This is a genomic window from Bradyrhizobium sp. HKCCYLRH3061 (assembly GCF_051168015.1).
GTDB lineage: Bacteria > Pseudomonadota > Alphaproteobacteria > Rhizobiales > Xanthobacteraceae > Bradyrhizobium.
The window spans coordinates 62,439-81,247 of sequence record NZ_JBNPUE010000009.1 but is presented as its reverse complement, the minus strand read 5'-3'; the positions used below and the strand labels follow the sequence as shown (position 1 = coordinate 81,247).

General features: G+C 66.3%; 19 protein-coding genes. 11 read left to right on the top strand and 8 right to left on the bottom strand.

Going from position 1 to position 18,809, the window contains the following annotated elements; translation table 11 throughout:
* Window positions 1-6: 6 nt before the first annotated feature.
* Together ACQR2C_RS16420 and folD are read left to right on the top strand one after the other, a co-directional pair.
* Window positions 7-345, top strand: coding sequence for a DUF167 domain-containing protein (locus ACQR2C_RS16420; protein WP_434881626.1), 339 nt, complete (start codon window positions 7-9; stop codon window positions 343-345).
* Window positions 346-396: 51 nt separating this feature from the next.
* Window positions 397-1,281: a bifunctional methylenetetrahydrofolate dehydrogenase/methenyltetrahydrofolate cyclohydrolase FolD gene (gene folD / locus ACQR2C_RS16415; RefSeq protein ID WP_315800821.1), complete on the top strand. Its 885-nt coding sequence runs from the start codon at window positions 397-399 to the stop codon at window positions 1,279-1,281.
* A gap of 120 nt (window positions 1,282-1,401) precedes the next feature.
* On the opposite strand, the gene ppa is transcribed toward folD, so the two are convergent.
* The gene (gene ppa / locus ACQR2C_RS16410) at window positions 1,402-1,938 is read right to left on the bottom strand and encodes an inorganic diphosphatase (protein ID WP_011923519.1); all 537 of its coding nucleotides are present in this window, start codon (window positions 1,936-1,938) and stop codon (window positions 1,402-1,404) included.
* Between the two features lie 172 nt (window positions 1,939-2,110).
* Window positions 2,111-2,620: a GNAT family N-acetyltransferase gene (locus ACQR2C_RS16405; protein ID WP_006611902.1), complete on the bottom strand. Its 510-nt coding sequence runs from the start codon at window positions 2,618-2,620 to the stop codon at window positions 2,111-2,113.
* Window positions 2,621-2,860: 240 nt separating this feature from the next.
* Between ACQR2C_RS16405 and ACQR2C_RS16400 the strand changes: the two genes are divergently transcribed.
* The 6 genes from ACQR2C_RS16400 (at window position 2,861) to ACQR2C_RS16375 (ending at window position 8,100) form a co-directional block, all read left to right on the top strand.
* Window positions 2,861-3,766 (top strand): dienelactone hydrolase family protein, encoded by a 906-nt coding sequence (locus tag ACQR2C_RS16400; RefSeq protein ID WP_316180190.1) that lies wholly within the window; start codon window positions 2,861-2,863, stop codon window positions 3,764-3,766.
* A 9-nt stretch (window positions 3,767-3,775) separates the two neighbouring features.
* A complete protein-coding gene (locus ACQR2C_RS16395; RefSeq protein WP_434881625.1) occupies window positions 3,776-4,243 on the top strand; it encodes a DUF2269 family protein in 468 nt (155 codons plus the stop codon).
* Window positions 4,244-4,253: 10 nt separating this feature from the next.
* On the top strand, window positions 4,254-5,582 hold the full coding sequence (locus tag ACQR2C_RS16390) for an SDR family oxidoreductase (RefSeq protein ID WP_434881624.1): 1,329 nt from the start codon (window positions 4,254-4,256) through the stop codon (window positions 5,580-5,582).
* The gene (locus ACQR2C_RS16385) at window positions 5,582-5,992 is read left to right on the top strand and encodes a thiol-disulfide oxidoreductase DCC family protein (protein ID WP_434881623.1); all 411 of its coding nucleotides are present in this window, start codon (window positions 5,582-5,584) and stop codon (window positions 5,990-5,992) included. Before ACQR2C_RS16390 ends, ACQR2C_RS16385 begins: the two co-directional genes overlap by 1 nt.
* A 136-nt stretch (window positions 5,993-6,128) precedes the next feature.
* The gene (locus ACQR2C_RS16380) at window positions 6,129-7,190 is read left to right on the top strand and encodes a YeiH family protein (RefSeq protein WP_434881622.1); all 1,062 of its coding nucleotides are present in this window, start codon (window positions 6,129-6,131) and stop codon (window positions 7,188-7,190) included.
* A 7-nt stretch (window positions 7,191-7,197) separates the two neighbouring features.
* The gene (locus tag ACQR2C_RS16375) at window positions 7,198-8,100 is read left to right on the top strand and encodes a LysR family transcriptional regulator (RefSeq protein WP_434881621.1); all 903 of its coding nucleotides are present in this window, start codon (window positions 7,198-7,200) and stop codon (window positions 8,098-8,100) included.
* A gap of 133 nt (window positions 8,101-8,233) precedes the next feature.
* Here ACQR2C_RS16375 and ACQR2C_RS16370 read toward each other — a convergent pair whose 3' ends face one another.
* From ACQR2C_RS16370 to ACQR2C_RS16360, 3 genes are all read right to left on the bottom strand, one after another.
* Window positions 8,234-9,481: a flavin monoamine oxidase family protein gene (locus tag ACQR2C_RS16370; protein ID WP_434881620.1), complete on the bottom strand. Its 1,248-nt coding sequence runs from the start codon at window positions 9,479-9,481 to the stop codon at window positions 8,234-8,236.
* Window positions 9,482-9,583: 102 nt separating this feature from the next.
* Entirely contained in the window at window positions 9,584-11,410 is a 1,827-nt protein-coding gene (gene typA / locus ACQR2C_RS16365; RefSeq protein WP_434881619.1) for a translational GTPase TypA, read from the bottom strand.
* A 385-nt stretch (window positions 11,411-11,795) separates the two neighbouring features.
* The gene (locus tag ACQR2C_RS16360; protein ID WP_434881618.1) at window positions 11,796-12,557 is read right to left on the bottom strand and encodes a Crp/Fnr family transcriptional regulator; all 762 of its coding nucleotides are present in this window, start codon (window positions 12,555-12,557) and stop codon (window positions 11,796-11,798) included.
* 167 nt (window positions 12,558-12,724) lie between these two features.
* Between ACQR2C_RS16360 and ACQR2C_RS16355 the strand changes: the two genes are divergently transcribed.
* Window positions 12,725-13,099: a response regulator gene (locus ACQR2C_RS16355; RefSeq protein ID WP_434881617.1), complete on the top strand. Its 375-nt coding sequence runs from the start codon at window positions 12,725-12,727 to the stop codon at window positions 13,097-13,099.
* Between the two features lie 45 nt (window positions 13,100-13,144).
* Here the strand turns inward: ACQR2C_RS16355 and ACQR2C_RS16350 are convergent, their stop codons facing one another.
* Window positions 13,145-14,716: an alkaline phosphatase D family protein gene (locus ACQR2C_RS16350; RefSeq protein WP_316180181.1), complete on the bottom strand. Its 1,572-nt coding sequence runs from the start codon at window positions 14,714-14,716 to the stop codon at window positions 13,145-13,147.
* A 139-nt stretch (window positions 14,717-14,855) separates the two neighbouring features.
* Window positions 14,856-16,202 carry a TAXI family TRAP transporter solute-binding subunit gene (locus ACQR2C_RS16345; RefSeq protein ID WP_316180179.1) on the bottom strand — a complete coding sequence of 449 codons (1,347 nt, stop codon included), beginning with the start codon at window positions 16,200-16,202 and terminating at the stop codon, window positions 14,856-14,858.
* Between the two features lie 349 nt (window positions 16,203-16,551).
* Between ACQR2C_RS16345 and ACQR2C_RS16340 the strand changes: the two genes are divergently transcribed.
* Complete coding sequence (locus tag ACQR2C_RS16340) at window positions 16,552-16,854, top strand: 4a-hydroxytetrahydrobiopterin dehydratase (RefSeq protein WP_315800835.1); 303 nt, start codon at window positions 16,552-16,554, stop codon at window positions 16,852-16,854.
* 105 nt (window positions 16,855-16,959) lie between these two features.
* Window positions 16,960-17,373, top strand: coding sequence for a YkvA family protein (locus tag ACQR2C_RS16335; protein WP_434881616.1), 414 nt, complete (start codon window positions 16,960-16,962; stop codon window positions 17,371-17,373).
* A gap of 120 nt (window positions 17,374-17,493) precedes the next feature.
* On the opposite strand, the gene ACQR2C_RS16330 is transcribed toward ACQR2C_RS16335, so the two are convergent.
* Complete coding sequence (locus ACQR2C_RS16330) at window positions 17,494-18,669, bottom strand: TAXI family TRAP transporter solute-binding subunit (protein ID WP_315800837.1); 1,176 nt, start codon at window positions 18,667-18,669, stop codon at window positions 17,494-17,496.
* Between the last annotated feature and the right edge of the window lie 140 nt (window positions 18,670-18,809).

The following is an 18,809-nucleotide window of genomic DNA, read 5'->3' as shown; positions in this document are numbered from 1 at the left end:
CAAGGAATGGACTCGCCTCCCTGGCGCGCCGCCGCTGACGGTCTCACCGTCGCGCTGCGCGTCACGCCGCGCGGCGGCCGCGACGCGATTGACGGCGTCGAAACGCTGTCCGACGGCCGCAGCGTGCTCAAGGTCCGCGTCCGGGCCATCGCCGATGGCGGCGAGGCGAATCGCGCGGTGACCGAGCTGCTCGCCAAGGCGATCGGCGTCACCAAGGCCTCGGTGCGAATCACCTCGGGCACCACCTCGCGGCTGAAGCAGGTTGCCATCGATGGCGATCCCGCCAAGCTCGATCAGGCCTTGCGCGACCTCATTGCAGCCCATAAGCCGACCGGGAAATCCTAGAGCGGGCCGCGCTCGTGCGACCAGCGGCGAACGACGAGGCAGAGAGCAGACATGACGGCGCGCATCATCGATGGAAAAGTGATTGCGGCGGATCTGCGCGCGCAAGTCGCCCGTGAGGTCGAGCGGGTCAAGCGCGAACATGGCCTGACGCCAGGGCTGGCCGTGGTGCTGGTCGGCAACGACCCGGCGTCCGAGGTCTATGTCCGCAGCAAGCACACCCAGACCCAGGCGGCCGGCATGGCCTCGTTCGAGCACAGACTGCCGGCCGACGTGTCGCAGGACGCGCTGCTGGCCTTGATCGGCAAGCTCAACCGCGATCCCGCCGTGCACGGCATCCTGGTGCAGCTGCCGCTGCCGAAGGGGCTGGAGACCGAGGTCGTGATCAATGCGATCGATCCGGCGAAGGACGTCGACGGGCTGCATCCGCACAATGCCGGCCGCCTCGCCGGCGGGCAGCCGGCGCTGGCGCCATGCACGCCGCTCGGCTGCATCATCCTCAGCAAGACCATTCACGCCTCGCTGGAGGGCCTGAACGCGATCGTGATCGGCCGCTCCAACCTGGTCGGCCGTCCGCTGGTGCAGTTGCTGCTCAACGAGAACGCCACGGTGACCATCGCGCATTCCCGTTCGCGCGACCTGCCGGCGCTGACCGCGCGCGCCGATCTGGTCTACGCCGCCGTCGGCCGCCCGGAGATGGTGAAGCGCGACTGGATCAAGCCGGGCGCGACCGTGATCGACGTCGGCATCAACCGCATCCCGACGGCCGAGGGCAAGACGCGGCTGGTCGGCGATGTCGCCTATGCAGAGGTGTCGGAGGTCGCCGGCGCGATCACGCCGGTGCCGGGCGGCGTCGGCCAGATGACCGTGGCCTGCCTGCTGGTGAACACGCTGCGCGCCGCCTGCGCCATTGCCGGGCTGCCGAAGCCGGCGGTCTGAGCTCACCGTCATTCCGGGGCGATGCGCAGCATCGAGCTGAGGTGCGCAGTTGCGCACCTGAGAATCTCGAGATTCCGGGTTCAGCCGCTGCGCGGCTGCCCCGGGATGACGTCAATCGTTTTACTTCTTCGCCGCCTTGGCGCGCGCGATGCCCTCGGCGATCAGCTGGTGGGCGTCGTCGGCATTGCCCCAGCGCAGCACCTTCACCCATTTGCCGGGCTCGAGATCCTTGTAGTGCTCGTAGAAGTGCTGGATCTGCTGCAGCGTGATGTCCGGCAGGTCGCTGTAGGTGCGGACCTTGTCGTAACGCTGGGTCAGCTTCGAGGACGGCACCGCGATGATCTTCTCGTCGCCGCCGGCCTCGTCCTCCATCAGCAGCACGCCGACCGGACGCACGCTCATCACCGCGCCCGGCACGATCGCGCGGGTGTTGGCGACCAGCACGTCGCAGGGATCGCCGTCATTGGACAGCGTGTGCGGGATAAAGCCGTAATTGCCGGGATAGCGCATCGCCGTATAGAGGAAGCGGTCGACGAACAGCGTGCCGGCTTCCTTGTCGAGCTCGTACTTGATCGGCTCGCCGCCGACCGGCACTTCGATGACGACGTTGACCTCGCGCGGCGGATCTTTCCCGATCGGGATGGCGTCGATGCGCATGGATGCTCCGTAGAACTTGAACGTTTCAGGGTCGGACGCCCGAGGAATGAGCGCTGGCATTCGCAGTCGCAAAAAAAACGCGGCTGCGCAACAGCTACCTCAAGCCAACACTTTCAGTTCAATTCACCGGCGCGTTAACGCTTAACGCGCCCAGAGCACAGCCGGTCCAGGCTCAGTTGGTCCAGGCAAAGGCAACCTTGTCGAGCGACTTCGGCCCGAAGCGCTCCGACGACCGCGCGACCATCCGGCCGCCCAAGGCGCGGTAGAACTCGGTGGCGGGATCGTTGTCGGACAACGCCCACACCACCATGCTCTTCAGGCCGCTCTGCGCGAGGTCGCGCTTGGCGGACTGAAAGAGCCGGCGACCGAACCCCAGCCCCTGAAATTCCGGTCGCAGATAAAGCTCGTAGACTTCGCCGTCAAAATGCAGGCTGCGGGCGCGATTGCGGCCGTAATTCGCGTAGCCTGCGACCTTGTCGTTGAACACCAGCACGCTGACGCGGCTGCCTTTGCGGATCGCGCTGTCCCACCATTGGGGGCCGCGCCGGTTGATCAGCTTCTCCAGCTCTGCGCCAGGGATGATCCCCTGGTAGGCGGAACGCCAGGCTTCATCATGGGCTGACGCCACCGCAGCCGCATCTGCAGCCTTGGCCGGACGGACTTCGATCAGGGTTGTGCTCATGAGTAGATCAAAGCAAGTCGGCGGTCCGCCTTCAAGGTGCCACGTTAAAGATCGGTTAACCTGTGGACTTTCGGCATCACCGTGGCGGAAAGCTGTGCCGAAAAGGAACAATTTCGCAACATTATTGAGGGCCGGCGGTGCTCTGTTACCGCGCGTTCATACGGCGAACGAGAAATCGCATCCGACAGGCCGCGGCCTCGGCTAGTGTGGCGCGGGCTCAACATCTTCCCGTTCGGCTGAATGGTGCTGCTTCGCTGCGTCTCATGGTTGCTCGCGCTGGTCGTCCTGTCAGTAGCAGCCGGCGCAACGGCACAGCCGTTCGGTCCCGCGTCGCCCGAAACCGAGCCGGCGCGCCGGCAGCAATGGCTGATTCCGTCGATCGAGCCAGAAATTCCCGCGCATGCGATCCTCTATCGGCCTGCTGGCGATGGACCGTTTCCGCTGGCGGTGATCGCGCATGCCTCGACGCAGAATCCGCTGTGGCGGGCACAGCTGCCGCAGCCCACCTACACGGCGCTGGCGCGTCTCCTGGTCGGCCGGGGCTATGCCGTGCTGGTCCCGGAGCGGCTCGGGCACGGCCGCACTGGCGGTCCCTATGTCGAAGACCAGGGCGGCTGCGCCGACGCGGACTACGAGAAGGCAGGACGCGCGACGGCGGCGCAGATTTCGCGCGCGCTCGCCTACATGCGCGAACAGCCGTTCGCGGCGAAGGGCGGCGCCGTCGTCATCGGCCATTCGGCCGGCGGCTGGGGCGCACTGGCACTCGCCGATCAGCCGCCGCAGATCGTCTCGGCAATCATCGTGTTCGCACCCGGCCGTGGCGGCCATGCCGACGACGTGCCAGGGCGCGTCTGTGCAGAGGCGCGCCTGCTCGATACGGCCCGCGTGTTCGGACTCGGCGCGCGTGCTCCGGTCACGTGGCTGGTTGCGACCAATGACAGCTACTTTCCACCAGCGCTTTCGCGTCGGCTCGCGGAGGCCTTCAATTCGGCCGGAGGCCGGGCGGGCTTCAAGCTGTTGCCAGCTTCCGGCGCGGAGGGGCATTGGATGATCGAGCACGACGACGGCGTGGCACTGGCGGCGAATTTGTTGTTGAAGGCGCTGACAACGACTCGTCGGTCGACGCATCCGATGCCGCCGAACTAGCAGGACACGATGACGCTGTATTTCCTGGTCAAATATCTGCACGTGCTCGGCGCCATCGTCATTCTCGGCACCGGCACGGGGATCGCGTTCTTCATGCTGATGGCGCATCGCAGCGGCGAGGCCGCGTTCATCGCGCGCACCGCCGGCGTCGTGGTGATCGCCGACATGCTGTTCACGCTGTCGGCCGTGCTGCTGCAGCCGATCACCGGCGGCACGCTGATGTGGCTGTCGGCGACGGCGCTGAGCGAACGTTGGCTGCTGATCTCGCTCGCGCTCTATGCCATAGCCGGGCTGTTCTGGGTGCCGGTGATCTTCATGCAGGTCGAGCTGCGTGACCTCGCGCGCGCTGCCGACATCCGGTCCGAGAAGCTGCCGCCGCGCTATCACACCGTGTTCCGCCGCTGGTTTCTGTGCGGCATCCCCGGCTTCGGGTCGGTCATGGCCATTCTGTGGCTGATGATTGCGAAGCCGTACTGACGGAATTGGCATGATCGCGTCCAACAATCCGCGCTTCCTCGTGCTCGGCGCCTCCGGGCTGATCGGGCGTTTCGTGACCGATGATCTGCGTCGGCGGGGCTGTGTGACGATCGGCGTCGCGCGCGCCTTCTCCGCCTCCCAACGTGGGTCGCCGCTCGATATCGAGCTGCCGATCATGGCGATGGATGCCAGCGCCCTCGCGGGTCTGATGCGCGCGCACGAGATCGACGTCGTCGTCAATTGCCTCGGCGTGCTGCAGGATGGTCCGGGCAGCGATACCGCTGCCGTGCATCGTGACTTCGTCGCGCGCCTGCTCGCCGCGATCCCGGCCTGCGGCCGTCGCGTGCGCTTCATCCACATCTCGATCCCCGGCATGACGGCTGAGGATCACACCGCCTTCGCCACCACGAAGCGCGAGGCGGAGCGGCTGATCGCATCCTCAGGCGTTGCCCACGCCATCCTGCGCCCGGGCTTCGTGATCGCGCCGTCGGCCTATGGCGGCAGCGCGATGGTCCGCGCGCTGGCGGCGCTCCCCGTCGACCTGCCGGCGAAGGATGCGGCGACGCCGTTCCAGCCGGTGGCGGTGGCGGACATCGCCACGACCATCGCCTGGCTCGCGATGCGGCCGATCGATGACGAGGCGACGCGCGCGGTGAGCTGGGACCTGATGCAACCCGAGGCGGTGACGCTCGGCGACGTCATCGGCGCGTTTCGGCGCAGTCTGGGCACAATGGATTGGCCACGCGTTGCCGTGCCCACGACCCTGATCGATCTTGGCGCTTTCGCCGGTGACCTCTGCAGCAGGCTCGGCTGGATGCCGCCGATGCGCACCACCGCGATCGCCGAGCTTCGCCGCGGCGTGCAAGGCGATCCCGCGCCATGGATCGCGGCAACCCGCATCACACCCACGACGCTGGACCGCGCCGTCGCAGCACACGGCGCCACGATTCAGGACAAATGGTTCGCGCGGCTGTTTCTGATCAAGGCGCTGGTGATCGCGAGCCTCCTGCTGTTCTGGGTCGCTTCGGGCAGCATCGCGCTGTTCATCTCGTTTCCCGCGACCACCGCGATCCTGACCACGCGCGGCTGGCCGGAGGGCTTCGCGGTGCCGTTCGCGGCGATCACCAGCATGATGGATATCTCGGTCGGCGTGTTGATCGCGTTCCGCAAAACGGCGGCTTTCGGCCTCGCTGCCGGCATCTTCGTCTCGCTCGGCTACATGCTCGGCTGCGCGGTGCTGACGCCTGATCTCTGGCTCGAACCGCTCGGCGCATTGGTGAAGACGGGACCGGCGATCGTGCTGATGCTGGTCGCGCTGCTCATGATGGACAATCGCTGATGACCCACTGGCCCGACGACGACGTGATCCTCTACGACGGAGTGTGTGTGTTCTGCTCCCGCTGGGTGCAGTTCGTGATCGCGCGCGACACCGCCAAGCGCTTCCGGTTCACACCGATCCAGTCGCCTTACGGCACCCGGCTGGCGCAGGCCTTCGGCATCGATCCCAGGGACCCCGACACCAACGCGGTCGTGCATGGCGGCACGGCGCATCTGAAATCCGATGCCGCGCTGACGGTGTTGTCGAACCTGCCGGGCTGGGGCTGGACGCGCGCGCTGCTCGCCATTCCGAAGCCGCTGCGCGATGCAGTCTACAGCGCGGTCGCACGTAACCGCTACCACATCTTCGGCAGATACGAAGCCTGCTTCGTGCCGGACGCCGAGCTGCGCAATCGGGTGCTGGAGTCGTGATCGGGCCGGCGGCGAGATGCGGCAGCGAGCCGCCAATTAATTGATTGAAACGAATGATACGTGCAATATAATCTGTTGGATCGATTGATCACAGCATGAAATTCTCCTCCCCACACTTGGTTTGGGAGAGATTTCCATGGCTGCCCCCTCGCACGATCTGATCGCCGATGCGCCCATTGCCGTTCATCATCGACCTGCCCACGCGCCGGCGGCATCGGCCCTGCTGCCCGGGCTCGCGCTGTCCGCCGCGCTCGCGGCCGGTGCCTTCGGGCTGCGCCTGCTGCCGGGCCTCGGCCTGTTCAGCCCGATGATCCTGGCGATCGTGGCAGGGATGGCGCTGCACAATGTCGTCGGCACGCCGGCGCGGGCAAAGCCCGGCGTCGCCTTTTCGATGCGCCGCGTCCTGCGGCTGGCGATCATCCTGCTCGGCCTGCAACTGACCGCGGCCCAGATCGTCGAGGTCGGCGCGCGTGGTCTCGCCGTGATCGCGCTGAGCCTCACCGGCACCTTCCTGTTCACGGTGTGGATGGGGCGGCTGCTCGGCGTCGACCGCAAGCTGGCGGAGCTGATCGCCGCGGGGACCTCGATCTGTGGTGCCTCCGCCGTGATCGCGACCAACACGGTCACGCGCGCCCATGACGAGGACGTCGCCTATGCGGTGGCCTGCGTCACGGTATTCGGCTCGATCGCCATGTTCATCTATCCGCTGCTTCCCGCGCTGCTGCATCTCAACGCGCACGCCTTCGGCCTGTGGAGCGGTGCCTCCATTCACGAGATCGCCCAGGTGGTCGCGGCCGCCTTTCAGCAGGGCCAGCAGGCCGGCGAGTTCGGCACCATCGCCAAGCTGGCCCGCGTGATGCTGCTGGCGCCGGTCGTGCTCACGCTCGGCCTGCTGGCAACGCGGCGTGCGCGCCATGGCGGCGAGACCCGGGGCAATGCGCAGCCGCCGCTGCCCTGGTTCGTGTTCGGCTTCATCGCGCTGGTCGGCCTCAACAGCCTCATCAGCATTCCGGCCGAGATGAAGACGGTGATCGTGACGGCGACCACGTTCCTGCTGTCGATGGCGCTGGCCGCGATGGGACTGGAAACCGATTTCGCCAAGCTCAAGGCAAAGGGCCTGCGGCCGCTGGCGCTGGGCCTGCTCGCCTTCCTGTTCATCGCAGGCTTCAGCCTGGCCCTGGTGAAGCTGACCACGTAGGACGCATGTGACGCTCGAACAGCTCAGGATTTTCGTTGCGGTCGCGATCCGCGAGCACGTTACTCAGGCGGCCCGCGACCTCAATTTGACCCAGTCGGCGACATCGGCGGCCGTGGCCGCACTCGAAGCGCGCTACGAGACCAAGCTGTTCGATCGTGTCGGACGCCGCATCGTGCTCACGGCGACCGGGAAGGCATTTCTCGTCGAAGCGAAGGCGGTGCTGGCGCGGGCGGCCGCCGCCGAGACCGTGCTGAACGATCTCGCCGGCCTGAAGCGGGGGCAGCTGGCGCTGGCCGCGAGCCAGACCATCGCCGGCTATTGGCTGCCGGCCTTCATTCACCGTTTCAAGGCGGCGCATCCCGCCATCAAGCTGCAACTGTCGATCGGCAATACCGAGCAGGTGGCGGACCGGGTGCGCGAAGGCTCCGCCGATCTCGGCTTCGTCGAGGGCGACGTCGACGATCCCGCGCTCGCGGCCCAGCCGGTCGCCGAGGACGAGATGGTGCTGGTCGGGCCGATCGATCATCCGTTGTGCCGCGGCACGTCTGTCGCACCCAGAGACCTGACGACGGCACGCTGGGTGCTGCGCGAGCAGGGCTCCGGCACGCGCGCCGTTCTCGAATCAGCGCTCGGCGGGTTCGGGATTGATCCAGCCGGGCTCGACGTGGCGTTCGATCTGCCGTCCAACGAAGCCGTGCGTGGCGCCGTCGAAGCCGGCGCCGGCGTCACGGTGCTGTCGCGCCTCGTCGTGATGCGCGCGGTCAAGGCGGGCCTGCTGGCTGTTGCCAATATCGAGCTGCCCAAGCGCCGCTTCTACAGCCTGCGCCACAAGGAGCACCATCAGACCGGGGCTGCGCGGGAGTTCCTGCGAATCGTAGGGGAGACCGCGGCCGTCCAGACTCATCGGTGACGGCTGAAGCGCGACAATCACAGAGAGAAGCGAATCAACGAATTCCGTCATTGCGAGCGCTGCGAAGCGATCCGGAGCTGCGATCACCCGCGTGACCCTGGATTGCTTCGCGCTCGCAATGATGAAGGAACGACTAGTGCTTGCGTAACGATGCCAGCGCTTCCCGCGCCGCCCGCTCGCCCGAGTCTCGCGCGCCATGGGCGGTGGAGAAGAAGTCCGACGGAGTCGCTTCCCCGGCGAAGAACAGGCGGTCATCGACCGGCGCGGCGAGTACCGCGCGCTTGTCGGCATGGCCCGGCAGCGCATGCGAATAGGCGCCACGGGCGAACGGGTCGGCGCCCCAGCGGGACTCCGCGAGCGGCTTGAGATTTTTGCGGATGTCGCCGCCGAGCAGCGCGACGACGTCATCGATCGCCTGGGCCGCGAGCGCGCCCTCGCCGGCCGCTTCGATGTCGCGCGCGAAGCTGCCGCCGTAGAAGCCTTCGATGCAGGGCTGGCCGAACGGGCGGAGCTGAAAACTGCCGACGCGTGCGGTGCTGCTGCGGCCGCGCATCCCGGAATCTTTTGGCAGGTGCTCCCAGCCGTCGAGCGCCAGCGTCACCTTGTTGTCGAGGCCGAGCGGCAGGCCGGCGGCGGCTTCGACCTTGGCCGGCAACGCGGGCGTAAAGCGGATCGCCTGTTCCGCGATGAGATTGCTCGGCACGGTGACGATCACCTTGTCGGCGGTCAGGGTGCCCTGTGATGTCGCCAGACGGATCCGCTTGTCGCTGTGATCGATCCGCGTGACGTTGCAGTTCAGCGCGATTGGCAGGCCGGCACCATAGGCGGCAACCAGCGCGCCATAGCCGCGGCGGATCCGCCAGTTCAGCTCGGTGTCCTCATAGGCCTCGAAGTCGAGCAGTGACATCTGCTCGAGCTCGCAACCGTTGAGATAGGTGCAGATCGCATCGATCATGCCGTTCCAGCGATTGCCGGGCTCGAGGCAGATGCTCGCAGGCGCATCGCGGCCGCCCTCGGCTGCCTCAGCGGTACGCGTGAAGAACGCTTCCAGCGCGCGAACGAACTCCTCGCGCTCCGCGCGGGGGAAGGCCGCCTCATAGGCCTGGTCGCGCCACGGCGGGCGCGACTTGTCGATGGCGAAGGAAAGCTGCTCGGCGATGGCGACGAAGGAATTGCGGTCGGCCGAATGCAGCCAGCCGCAGCCGAGATCGAACGTCACCTCGGGCGACGCCGTGATGGTGTGAGCGCGGCCGCCGATGCGGTTGCGCGCCTCCAGCACGATGAAGGAGACGCCAGCGTTCTTCAGCGCGTGTGCGGCGCCGAGTCCGGCCGCGCCGGCCCCGATGATGGCGATGTCGGTGGAGGTTGGAAGACTGCTCATGAGCAGGGCGAATAGCGAATAGGGAGTGGCGAATAGGGACGCGGATGCTGCGGCAACATCGGAATACCCTACTCGCTATTCGCTACTCGCCATTCGCAAATCTTATGCCACCGCTTCCTTCTGCTTCTCGGCGCGCTTGCGCTCGTTCGGATCGAGGTGCTTCTTGCGCAAGCGGATCGACTTCGGCGTGATCTCCACCAGCTCGTCGTCCTCGATATAGGCCAGCGCCTTTTCCAGGGTCATCCGGATCGGCGGGGTCAGGCGGACGGCCTCGTCCTTCGAGGTGGTGCGGATGTTGGTGAGCTGCTTGCCCTTGAGGACGTTGATCTCGAGATCGTTGTCGCGGGTGTGCTCGCCGACGATCATGCCCTTGTAGACCTTCCAGCCGGGCTCGATCATCATCGGGCCGCGGTCCTCCAGCTTGAACATGGCGTAGGCCACGGCCTCGCCCTGATCGTTGGAGATCAGCACGCCGTTGCGGCGGCCCTGGATCGCGCCCTTGTAGGGCAGGTAGTTGTGGAACAGGCGGTTCATGATCGCCGTGCCCTTGGTGTCGGTCATCAGCTCGCCCTGGTAGCCGATCAGGCCGCGGGTCGGCGCGTAGAACACCAGCCGCAGGCGGTTGCCGCCGGACGGCCGCATCTCGATCAGCTCGGCCTTGCGCTCGCTCATCTTCTGCACGACGACGCCGGAATGCTCCTCGTCGACGTCGATCACGACTTCCTCGATCGGCTCCAGCGTTTGGCCGGTGGTCGGGTCCTTCTCGAACACGACGCGCGGACGCGACACGGAGAGCTCGAAGCCCTCGCGGCGCATGGTCTCGATCAGGATCGCGAGCTGCAATTCGCCGCGGCCGGACACTTCCATCGCGTCCTTGTCCTGGGACTCGACCACGCGCAGCGCAACGTTGCCCTCGGCCTCACGCAGCAGGCGGTCGCGGATCAGGCGGCTGGTGACCTTGTCGCCTTCGGTGCCGGCGAGCGGCGAATTGTTGACGATGAACGACATCGACACGGTCGGCGGATCGATCGGCTGCGCCTGCAGCGGGCTCTCGACGGCCGGATCGCAGAACGTATCGGCCACGGTGCCCTTGGTCAGGCCCGCGATGGCGACGATGTCGCCGGCCTCGGCGAAGTCAACCGGCTGGCGCTCCAGACCCCGGAACGCCAGGATCTTGGTGATGCGGCCGGTTTCGATCAGCTTGCCTTCACGCGACAGCACCTTGACCGCCTGGTTCGGCTTCACGGTGCCGGAGGCGATGCGCCCGGTGATGATGCGGCCGAGATAGGGGTTGGCCTCGAGAATGGTGCCGAGCAGCCGGAACGGGCCTTCCTCGACCACCGGCGGCGCCACATGCTTGATGACGAGATCGAACAGCGGCTGCATGCCGTCATCGTGGGAGGCGTCGGGCGAGGTGCCCATCCAGCCGTTCTTGCCCGACCCGTAGAGGATCGGAAAATCGAGCTGCTCGTCGGTCGCGTCGAGGGCGGCGAACAGGTCGAACACCTCGTTGACGACTTCGGTGATGCGCGCGTCGGGCCGATCGACCTTGTTGATGGCGACGATCGGCTTCAGGCCGAGCTTGAGCGCCTTGCCGACCACGAACTTGGTCTGCGGCATCGGGCCTTCGGCGGCATCGACCAGCACGATCACGCCGTCGACCATCGACAGGATGCGCTCGACCTCGCCGCCGAAATCGGCGTGGCCGGGCGTGTCGACGATGTTGATCTGGGTGTCTTTCCACTGCACCGAGGTGCATTTGGCCAGAATGGTGATGCCGCGCTCGCGCTCCAGGTCGTTGGAATCCATCGCGCGCTCAACCTGACGCTGGTTTTCGCGATAGGTACCGGACTGCTGCAGCAGCTTGTCGACCAGGGTCGTCTTGCCGTGGTCAACGTGGGCGATGATAGCGATGTTACGGAGGTTCATGGTCGGTGTCTTCTAAGCTTTCTCAAGAGCCCGTGCTCTGTCCCCGGCGGGGCGCGCGCTTTATGATAGTCGAATCAAGCTGTTAGCTTTGCGACGCGCGCTCGCGAAACTCGTTCGGCGGCAGGGGCAGGCAGCCCCAAATAGGAAGCCCGGCCAATCGACCGGGCAGACCTCGCGCGTTGCGGCGCAATATAGGCAGAAAATGCCAAAAAACAATGACTGCTTTCAGGAACGAGGAGCGGTTTCCGAGGGACTGGCTAACGCGGCCATGGCCGCGCTTCCGGGCGGCGGGAGTAGACGAGATCAACCACTCGCCACGACGGCCAGCGACGGCCGAGGCGGTCGGCCGGTGCCTGTGCGGGGACAGTCAATGGCACCTGCGGGCTCAGCCCGCTGCGGCCTGCTCGGTCGGATAGACGCCGCGCAGGACCTCCTCGAAATGGGTCTTCACCGCCTCATTGCACAGGCAGGAGCGGCTCTTGAGCGCGTCGAAGTCCCGCACCATGAAGGCGCCGCGCCGGGTTTCGAGAATGCCCTCGGCCCTGAAGGTCTGGACAACCCGACTGACGTAGCTGCGGCCGACGCCCAGCAGCGTCGCCAGTTGCTCGTGCGTCAGCGGCACGATCGGCTCGCCATCGGTGCGGTCCATCGCCGCCACGATCCACTTCGCCGTGCGCTGCTCGATCGAATGGATCGCATTGCAGGCGGTCGACTGGAACATCTGCGCCAGCATGCAATCGGCGTAGCGCGCGAACACGTTGCGCAGCGTCTTGGATTGCAGCTTGGCCGCCGCCAGGCGGGACAGCGGCAGCCGTGCAAACGGGCCGCCGAACTTGACGACGATGCGCGTATAGGCCGGCAGGAAGCCCTCGCTGACGATCCCGCCGACGGCGCCCTCGCGGCCGACCAGGATGGTCTCGACGTCGCGGCCATCCTCATTGGGAACGAGATACGACGCCAGCGCCGGCCCGCAGGGAAAATGCACGATCTGCACGTCGTCGCCCGGACTGTAGAGCAGCTCGTTCGGCGTTGCCGTGTCCTCGACCAGATGCGGCGAGATCAGCGCGTAGTCGGCCGGACTGAGCCGCCGCAGCAGGTTGTTGTAGGGCCGTTCCCGGCTCAGCGTGGTCACACCCTGGCTCAGCATCGTCATCCCCCTGCGCAACGCATGTGCGTGATCCGTGCTCCTTGTGTTCACAAGTGCACCGACACAGGAACTCTGATATGCTGCCTTGGTTCCAGGAACCCGCCAGCGCGCTCAAGAGGAGGCGCCGGCCGCGGGGTCCATCCCTCCTCCTGGAACCCGCAGATCCCATGACCAGCTCGCAATCAGGCGTGCCCGAGTTCTATCAGCATGTGCTGATCGTCGAAGACGATCCCATCATTGCGCTCGGACTGGAAGACACGATCACCGACCTCGGCGTTCCCGACATCAGGGTCGCGGCCGATGTCGCAACCGCGCTTGCGATGATCGCGGAGCGAGCCCCGCAATTCGCCCTGCTCGATGTCGGCCTGGTGCGCGAAAAGAGCTTTGCGATTGCCGAGCGCTTGGCGGCGCTCAGCATTCCCTTCGCGTTCTCGACGGGTTATGGCGCCGACCGCGTGCCGGCCGCATTCGCCGACCGGCCGCGTCTACCGAAGCCGTGTCCGACCGAGGCGCTCGAGGCGGTGCTGCGGCGACGCGACTAGTCGCCGTCGCAGCCCGCGATCGTGTTGCCGCCGACCGACGACACCTCAGCCAAGCTTCGGATCGAGCGTGGTCGACCAGAGCGCGACGTCGGCGCGATCCCGCAGGGTCACGGTCATCTGGCCCGTGGCGCCCTCGATCTTGACGTGGCCGAAGAACTGCATGCCGGCCGACGGCGGCAGGTTCTGCTTGTCGAGGCCGGGCGCCTTGATGAAACGCACCTCGGGGCCGAAGGTGTTGTCGAGCTCGTTCGGACCGAACGTGCCGGCATGTAGCGGACCGGAGACGAACTCCCAGAACGGCTCGAAGTCCTGAAACTGCGCCTTGTTCGGATCGTAATAATGCGCGGCCGCGTAGTGCACGTCCGCCGTCAGCCATACCGTGTTCTGGATCGGCGCCGTCTTGATGAAGCGCAGGATCTCGGCAATCTCGAGCTCGCGGCCGCGCGCCGGACCGTCGCCCTGGGCGATGGCTTCCGAGCCCTTCTTGTTGGCCGCGTCGTCATAGACGATGATGCTGAGCGGCATGTCGGAGGCGATCACCTTCCAGGTCGCGCGCGAATTGAGCAGCGCCTGCTTCAGCCAGCGCATCTGCTCCGGCCCGATGAAGTAGGACGCCGGACCATATTTGTCCTCGAGATTGGGACCGTTGGCGCCGCGGTAGCTGCGCTCGTCGAGCACGAATACGTCGAGATGCGGGCCATAGTTGATGGTGCGATAGACGCGGCCCGGCTCGATGATGCTCTCGCGCATCGGATACATCTCGTGGAAGGCGCGCGCGGCGCGGGCCGCGAGCAGCTGGATGTTGCGCTCCTTGTAGCTCGCCGGCAGCTCCTTGGAGGCCGACCAGTTGTTGGTGACCTCATGATCGTCCCACTGCACGAAGATCGGCACCTCGGCATTGAAGGCGCGAACGTTCTCGTCGAGGAAATTGTACTTGTGGGCGGCCCGGAATTCATCGAGCGTCTCGGCAACCTTGGCCTTCTCTTCCACGGTGAGGTTCTTCCACACCTTGTTGTCCGGCAGCTTTACCTCGGACTTGATCGGGCCGTCGGCATAGATGGTGTCGCCGGAATGCAGGAAGAAGTCCGGGCGGTGCTTCTTCATCGTCGCAAAGGTGAACATGCCGCCATCATCGGGATTGATGCCCCAGCCCTGCCCCGCCACATCCCCGCCCCAGACGAACGAGACGTCGCGCTTGTTGCCGGGCGCGGTGCGGAAGCGGCCGGCCACGGCCTCGCTTTCGACCGCGGTATGCGACAGGTCGCGGAACTTGACGCGGTAGAAGATGTCCTGGCCGCTCGGCAGGCCTTCGATCAGCATCTTGGCCGTGAAGTCGCTCTCCGGAAGCGCGGCGATCGGTGGCAGCGCCCGCGCGTCCTTGAACGATTCGGTGGTCGCCACCTCGACCAGCATCTGCGACGGCCGATCGGCACGCGCCCAGACCACGCCGCCATCCATGCCGACGTCGCCGGACTGCACGCCATGCGTGATCTGCGGCCGGTCGGCGGCGCGGCTTAGATAGGGCATCGCCAGCGTCGTGACGCCGGCTGCGGCGGCCGTCGACAGGAAGCGGCGGCGGGACAGGGCTGTGTGCGGTCGAGGAATGCGAAGCGTCATGCGGATCTCCTGGTCGGATCGCGCGCGGGAGCAGGCGCGAGCCACGGCCCGGCAGACCTAGGAAAGATTGATGACGCTGGAATTACAATCGCGCCCCGGCCGCCGCGTGACACGGCCGCAGCGCAAGCGTGGTCCGACCTCAGGTGCCGGCGGCACGCAACTGCGCGCCGGTTCGCTGCAGATTGGCGGGCATGCTCATCAGGATGAGCTTGCGATCGGCCACCGCGTTGTGGAACTGCTCGAGCGCGATGTTGAACGCGGTCAACGCAGCGTGCTCGATCGCACCGTCCTCGAAGAAGGTCAGCGTGTTGCGCAGGATCTCGTCGGCCTCGCTCTGCAATTGGTCGAGCTCCTCGGTCGAATCGCTCCTGCGCGCGATGGTGATCATCTCCAGCAGACGATCGCGCAGCGAGGTGTTGATGGTGCGTTCGTCGCGCTTGAGATAGCCGGCGAACCACGCACCGGCCGACCCCATCGCCGAAAGCGCCATCAGGCTCCACCAGATGTAGTCGCTGTAGCGGTCGAGGAAGGTCTTCTCCTCGCCGTCGACGAACGCCGCCGCGCCGGGATGAGCGGGGATCGCCGCGTCCTTGTCGGTGTCCGGCGTCTCGATCTTGGCGGCAAGCGGAAATTCCGACAGCAATTGCTGGCGCACCGAGAACAGCTGATGCGTGAACGTCGAGACCGTCGAGTCGGTGAGGCCCTTGCGTGCCACGATGTGGTGATTGAAGCTGATCGTCTTCACTTCATCTTCGGGGCGATCGGGCGCCCCGCCGAACGCGCCGGCCGGAATCTCGGTGGCCTCGTATTCGGGATGGTTCTGTGCGATGGCTGCGGCGGAATCGATGGCCAGGAACGTCGGAGGCCCGCTTTCCTTGGTGGCGGCGGCGATCGCATCCGCCGTGATCTTGCTGTTGATGGGACCGGCCGCCAGATAGACATCGGCCCTCTGGCTTCGGACCGCTTCGGCGGCCTCGGTGATCGGGAATTGGACGATCTCGACCTTGCTGGGGTCGACGCCATATTGGCGCAGGATGACCTTCAGCAGGTTCGCGTTCGCCGGCGTCCGGCCGATGATGCCGACTTTGTGGCCCGCGAGCTGCGAGATCTTCGTGATCTTGGCGCCACCTTTGCGGCTCTTGCCCTTGCCGGACGAGGGCACCCAGAGGATGACGACGTTCTTGCGCAGCGTCGCCACCGCCTGTGCGTTCTTTGGGACCTCGAGGTCACCCCGCACGATCGCAAGATCCACCTTGGCGGCGGCCAGCGCCTGCGCGCTCTCGGCGGCGCCCTCGGTCGGAACCGGCCGCAGCCTGACGGAGGCGTGCGACTGGGAAAAGGCCTGGGTCAGGGCCTGGACGACCTTCAGGTCGTCGCTGTTGGGCGGACCGACCGCGATCTTGAGCACCACGGGACGCATCGCAAAATAGTAGGCACCCGTCAAAGCGCCGACGACCGCAAGGATCCCGGCGATGACGATGAACACGGCAGGGCGCATCCGTGAGCGCTGCGCTGGCGTGGTCTGAGCATCTACCAGATTCTGTCCTCCGGTGGTCCTGGGCCCGGGCGATGCCACAGGCGGCTTCGTCTGGCCACGTCGTCCCTCGATAAAGCTGAACTGTAGCAAATTTCTTGTCCGCCCGGGGTGACATCTGCGTCATGGTTACCATCGCACCAGCCACCGGGGGATCGGGACAGGTCCGAGCCCCTCCGGCAACGGCCTGTGACAAGGCTCTGATCGGGCGGACCCCGGCGCGATCCGGCTGGAGGTAGACCCCGCAATCGCCCGGATGTTGCCACGTGTCCGGCCGATTGCACCACGAGAGGAGATCGAGATGCCGCAACGATTGTCGGCGGAGGCACGCGCCACTGCCTTGCGGGAGCTTCCCGGCTGGTCCGAGGCGGTGGGCCGTGAGGCCATCGCCCGCACGTTCACATTCACAGACTTCAACGAAGCCTTCGGCTTCATGACCCGCGTCGCCCTGGTCGCCGAAAAGGCTGACCATCATCCCGAGTGGCGCAACGTCTACCGCACCGTCGAGGTGGTCCTCACGACCCATGACGCCGGCGGCGTGACCCTGCGCGACATCGAGCTCGCCAAGGCGATGAACGCGATCGCCGCGACGATGCGCGGCTGAGGCCTTGGCGACGACGGCACGCGCCTTGCGGCCGGCGTCGCCATCACCACATCCGAGGGCGAGGACCGCGCCCCCGGCGCCGTCTGGAACCGGAGATCGGACATCATGTCGGATGCGACCGACTACAGCGTTGGCTTCGAGCCCGCGGAGCGGCTGGCCCGGGATCGCGAGACCCTTCGCCGTCGTTTCTGGATCAAGTTCAAGAAGGTTGTCGCGCGGTTGCCATTCGCCGAGGAGCTGCTTGCGGCGTATTACTGCGCCTTCGACAAGGAGACACCCCGGCACGTACAGGTCGCCCTGCTCGGCGCCATCGCCTACTTCGTCGTGCCGTTCGACTTCATGCCTGACGTGCTGCCCATCCTCGGCTTCACCGACGACGCGGCGGTGCTCGCCACCGCCATCCGCATGGTCGCCTCGAACATCACGCCCGACCATCATGCCGCCGCCCGCGCCGTACTCGCGCGGCTGGCGGCAGACAAGAACGCTGACGTCGCGAAGGACGACGAGACGATCGGCTGACGACGGCTCCGGCCGGGCAAGCCGGGCGCCCGCAGTCAGCGCCTCGGAAGGGCGCAAAAGCAAAAAGCCCCGCATCCGCGGGGCTTTTCTCTTGATGGGACGTCGTCGAACGCTCCGAGCTCAGCGCTGGCCGCGCGCCTGGGCGCGGGCGCTGCCGGTCTTCTCGGCCTCCCAGGCCTGGTACTGCTTGAACAGCGCCTCGCGGTCGGCCTGGCTGGGCATCGCCCTGCCGGCGCTGCTCTGCTTCAGGAAGTCGTCGAAGCGGTCGCGTTGCGCGCCTTCCATGGCATGGCTCTCCAGCCATTTGCTGGCGGACGGCAGCCGCTGCCAGCCGGCGAGCGGGGCCGACAGCGAAACCTCCTTCCACTTCGGATGGAACGGCGGATTCTGGAATGCCGGGAATTTGGTGAAGAAGGCGTCGACGAAGGTTGCGAGCTTGCGATAGCGGTCGGTGTTCGGCGCCCAATTGTAGGCGGCGAGCACGGCCGGCACCGCGATCGTGTCGACCTTCTCGCCCTCGGCGATCAGGTTCGGGTAGTCCTTCGCCGTCAGGGTCGCGGGCAGATAGTCGGTCTGCAGCGGTCGATCGTAATCGACGTTGACGAGATGGAAGCGGCCGTCGTTCACGAAGGTCGAGACCGACTTGTAGGGCTTGCCGCCGACTACGATGACGGCATCGAGCTCGCCGCGCTTCAGCTTCTCCATCGCGATGCGCTGCTCGATGTAGGCGAAGTTGGCGCGCAGGCCAAGCCGCTCGAACACCGTCAGCGCCGTGACGAAGGTGCCGCCATTCGGCAGGTCGACGCTGACGCGGCGGCCCTCGAGGTCACGCAGGTTGCGCACCGCGCGCGGCGCGATCACCTGCATCTCTTCATTGTAGAGCTTGGTGACGTAGGTGAACTGCCGCTTGATGTCCTTGGCGAAACCCTTGCGCTCGAGATAGTCGAGCGTATCGGCGCGGACGATGCCGAGATCGACGCCCTGCAGGAACAGAATGTCGGCCACGCTCTGCACCGAGCCGCGGCCGACGATCGGCAGGACGCGCAGATTGTTGCCGTCGTCGAGCAGCGAGGCCAGGTCGGCGCCGAACTGCACATAGGTGCCGCCGATCGTGCCGGTGATGAGCGTCACCGTGTTGGCGTTCAGCGCCTGCTTGGTCTGCACCGAGCCGAACTGGAAGATCGCCTTGAGGCTGTCGCTCACCTTGGCCGGGTCGAACTCGCCTTCCTCGGCGTGGGCAGCAAAACCGCACGCTATCATCATTGCGGCTAGGGCCGCTCCAACAAGACGTCGCATCTGTCCCCCTTGATGTAAGGCTGGCACATGGTTGCGAGCCGGACGCGGGCAGCGCCAAGTCTCGGCTGGCGTCGCCCCTGAACGGACCCGAAAATCATGCGTGAAACAAAAAAATGAAACGGGGCGGCATCGCTGCCGTC

What these genes read in the sequence shown, in the direction of transcription:
- ACQR2C_RS16420 (WP_434881626.1), top strand. Translation starts at nt 7, where the DNA reads ATGGACTCGCCTCCCTGGCGCGCCGCCGCTGACGGTCTCACCGTCGCG.
- ACQR2C_RS16340 (WP_315800835.1), top strand. Translation starts at nt 16,552, where the DNA reads ATGCCGCAACGATTGTCGGCGGAGGCACGCGCCACTGCCTTGCGGGAG.
- ACQR2C_RS16335 (WP_434881616.1), top strand. Translation starts at nt 16,960, where the DNA reads ATGTCGGATGCGACCGACTACAGCGTTGGCTTCGAGCCCGCGGAGCGG.
- ACQR2C_RS16360 (WP_434881618.1), bottom strand. Translation starts at nt 12,557, where the DNA reads ATGCTGAGCCAGGGTGTGACCACGCTGAGCCGGGAACGGCCCTACAAC.
- ACQR2C_RS16385 (WP_434881623.1), top strand. Translation starts at nt 5,582, where the DNA reads ATGACCCACTGGCCCGACGACGACGTGATCCTCTACGACGGAGTGTGT.
- ACQR2C_RS16355 (WP_434881617.1), top strand. Translation starts at nt 12,725, where the DNA reads ATGACCAGCTCGCAATCAGGCGTGCCCGAGTTCTATCAGCATGTGCTG.
- ACQR2C_RS16400 (WP_316180190.1), top strand. Translation starts at nt 2,861, where the DNA reads ATGGTGCTGCTTCGCTGCGTCTCATGGTTGCTCGCGCTGGTCGTCCTG.
- ACQR2C_RS16380 (WP_434881622.1), top strand. Translation starts at nt 6,129, where the DNA reads ATGGCTGCCCCCTCGCACGATCTGATCGCCGATGCGCCCATTGCCGTT.
- ppa (WP_011923519.1), bottom strand. Translation starts at nt 1,938, where the DNA reads ATGCGCATCGACGCCATCCCGATCGGGAAAGATCCGCCGCGCGAGGTC.
- ACQR2C_RS16395 (WP_434881625.1), top strand. Translation starts at nt 3,776, where the DNA reads ATGACGCTGTATTTCCTGGTCAAATATCTGCACGTGCTCGGCGCCATC.
- ACQR2C_RS16330 (WP_315800837.1), bottom strand. Translation starts at nt 18,669, where the DNA reads ATGCGACGTCTTGTTGGAGCGGCCCTAGCCGCAATGATGATAGCGTGC.
- ACQR2C_RS16405 (WP_006611902.1), bottom strand. Translation starts at nt 2,620, where the DNA reads ATGAGCACAACCCTGATCGAAGTCCGTCCGGCCAAGGCTGCAGATGCG.
- ACQR2C_RS16390 (WP_434881624.1), top strand. Translation starts at nt 4,254, where the DNA reads ATGATCGCGTCCAACAATCCGCGCTTCCTCGTGCTCGGCGCCTCCGGG.
- typA (WP_434881619.1), bottom strand. Translation starts at nt 11,410, where the DNA reads ATGAACCTCCGTAACATCGCTATCATCGCCCACGTTGACCACGGCAAG.
- ACQR2C_RS16350 (WP_316180181.1), bottom strand. Translation starts at nt 14,716, where the DNA reads ATGACGCTTCGCATTCCTCGACCGCACACAGCCCTGTCCCGCCGCCGC.
- ACQR2C_RS16370 (WP_434881620.1), bottom strand. Translation starts at nt 9,481, where the DNA reads ATGAGCAGTCTTCCAACCTCCACCGACATCGCCATCATCGGGGCCGGC.
- folD (WP_315800821.1), top strand. Translation starts at nt 397, where the DNA reads ATGACGGCGCGCATCATCGATGGAAAAGTGATTGCGGCGGATCTGCGC.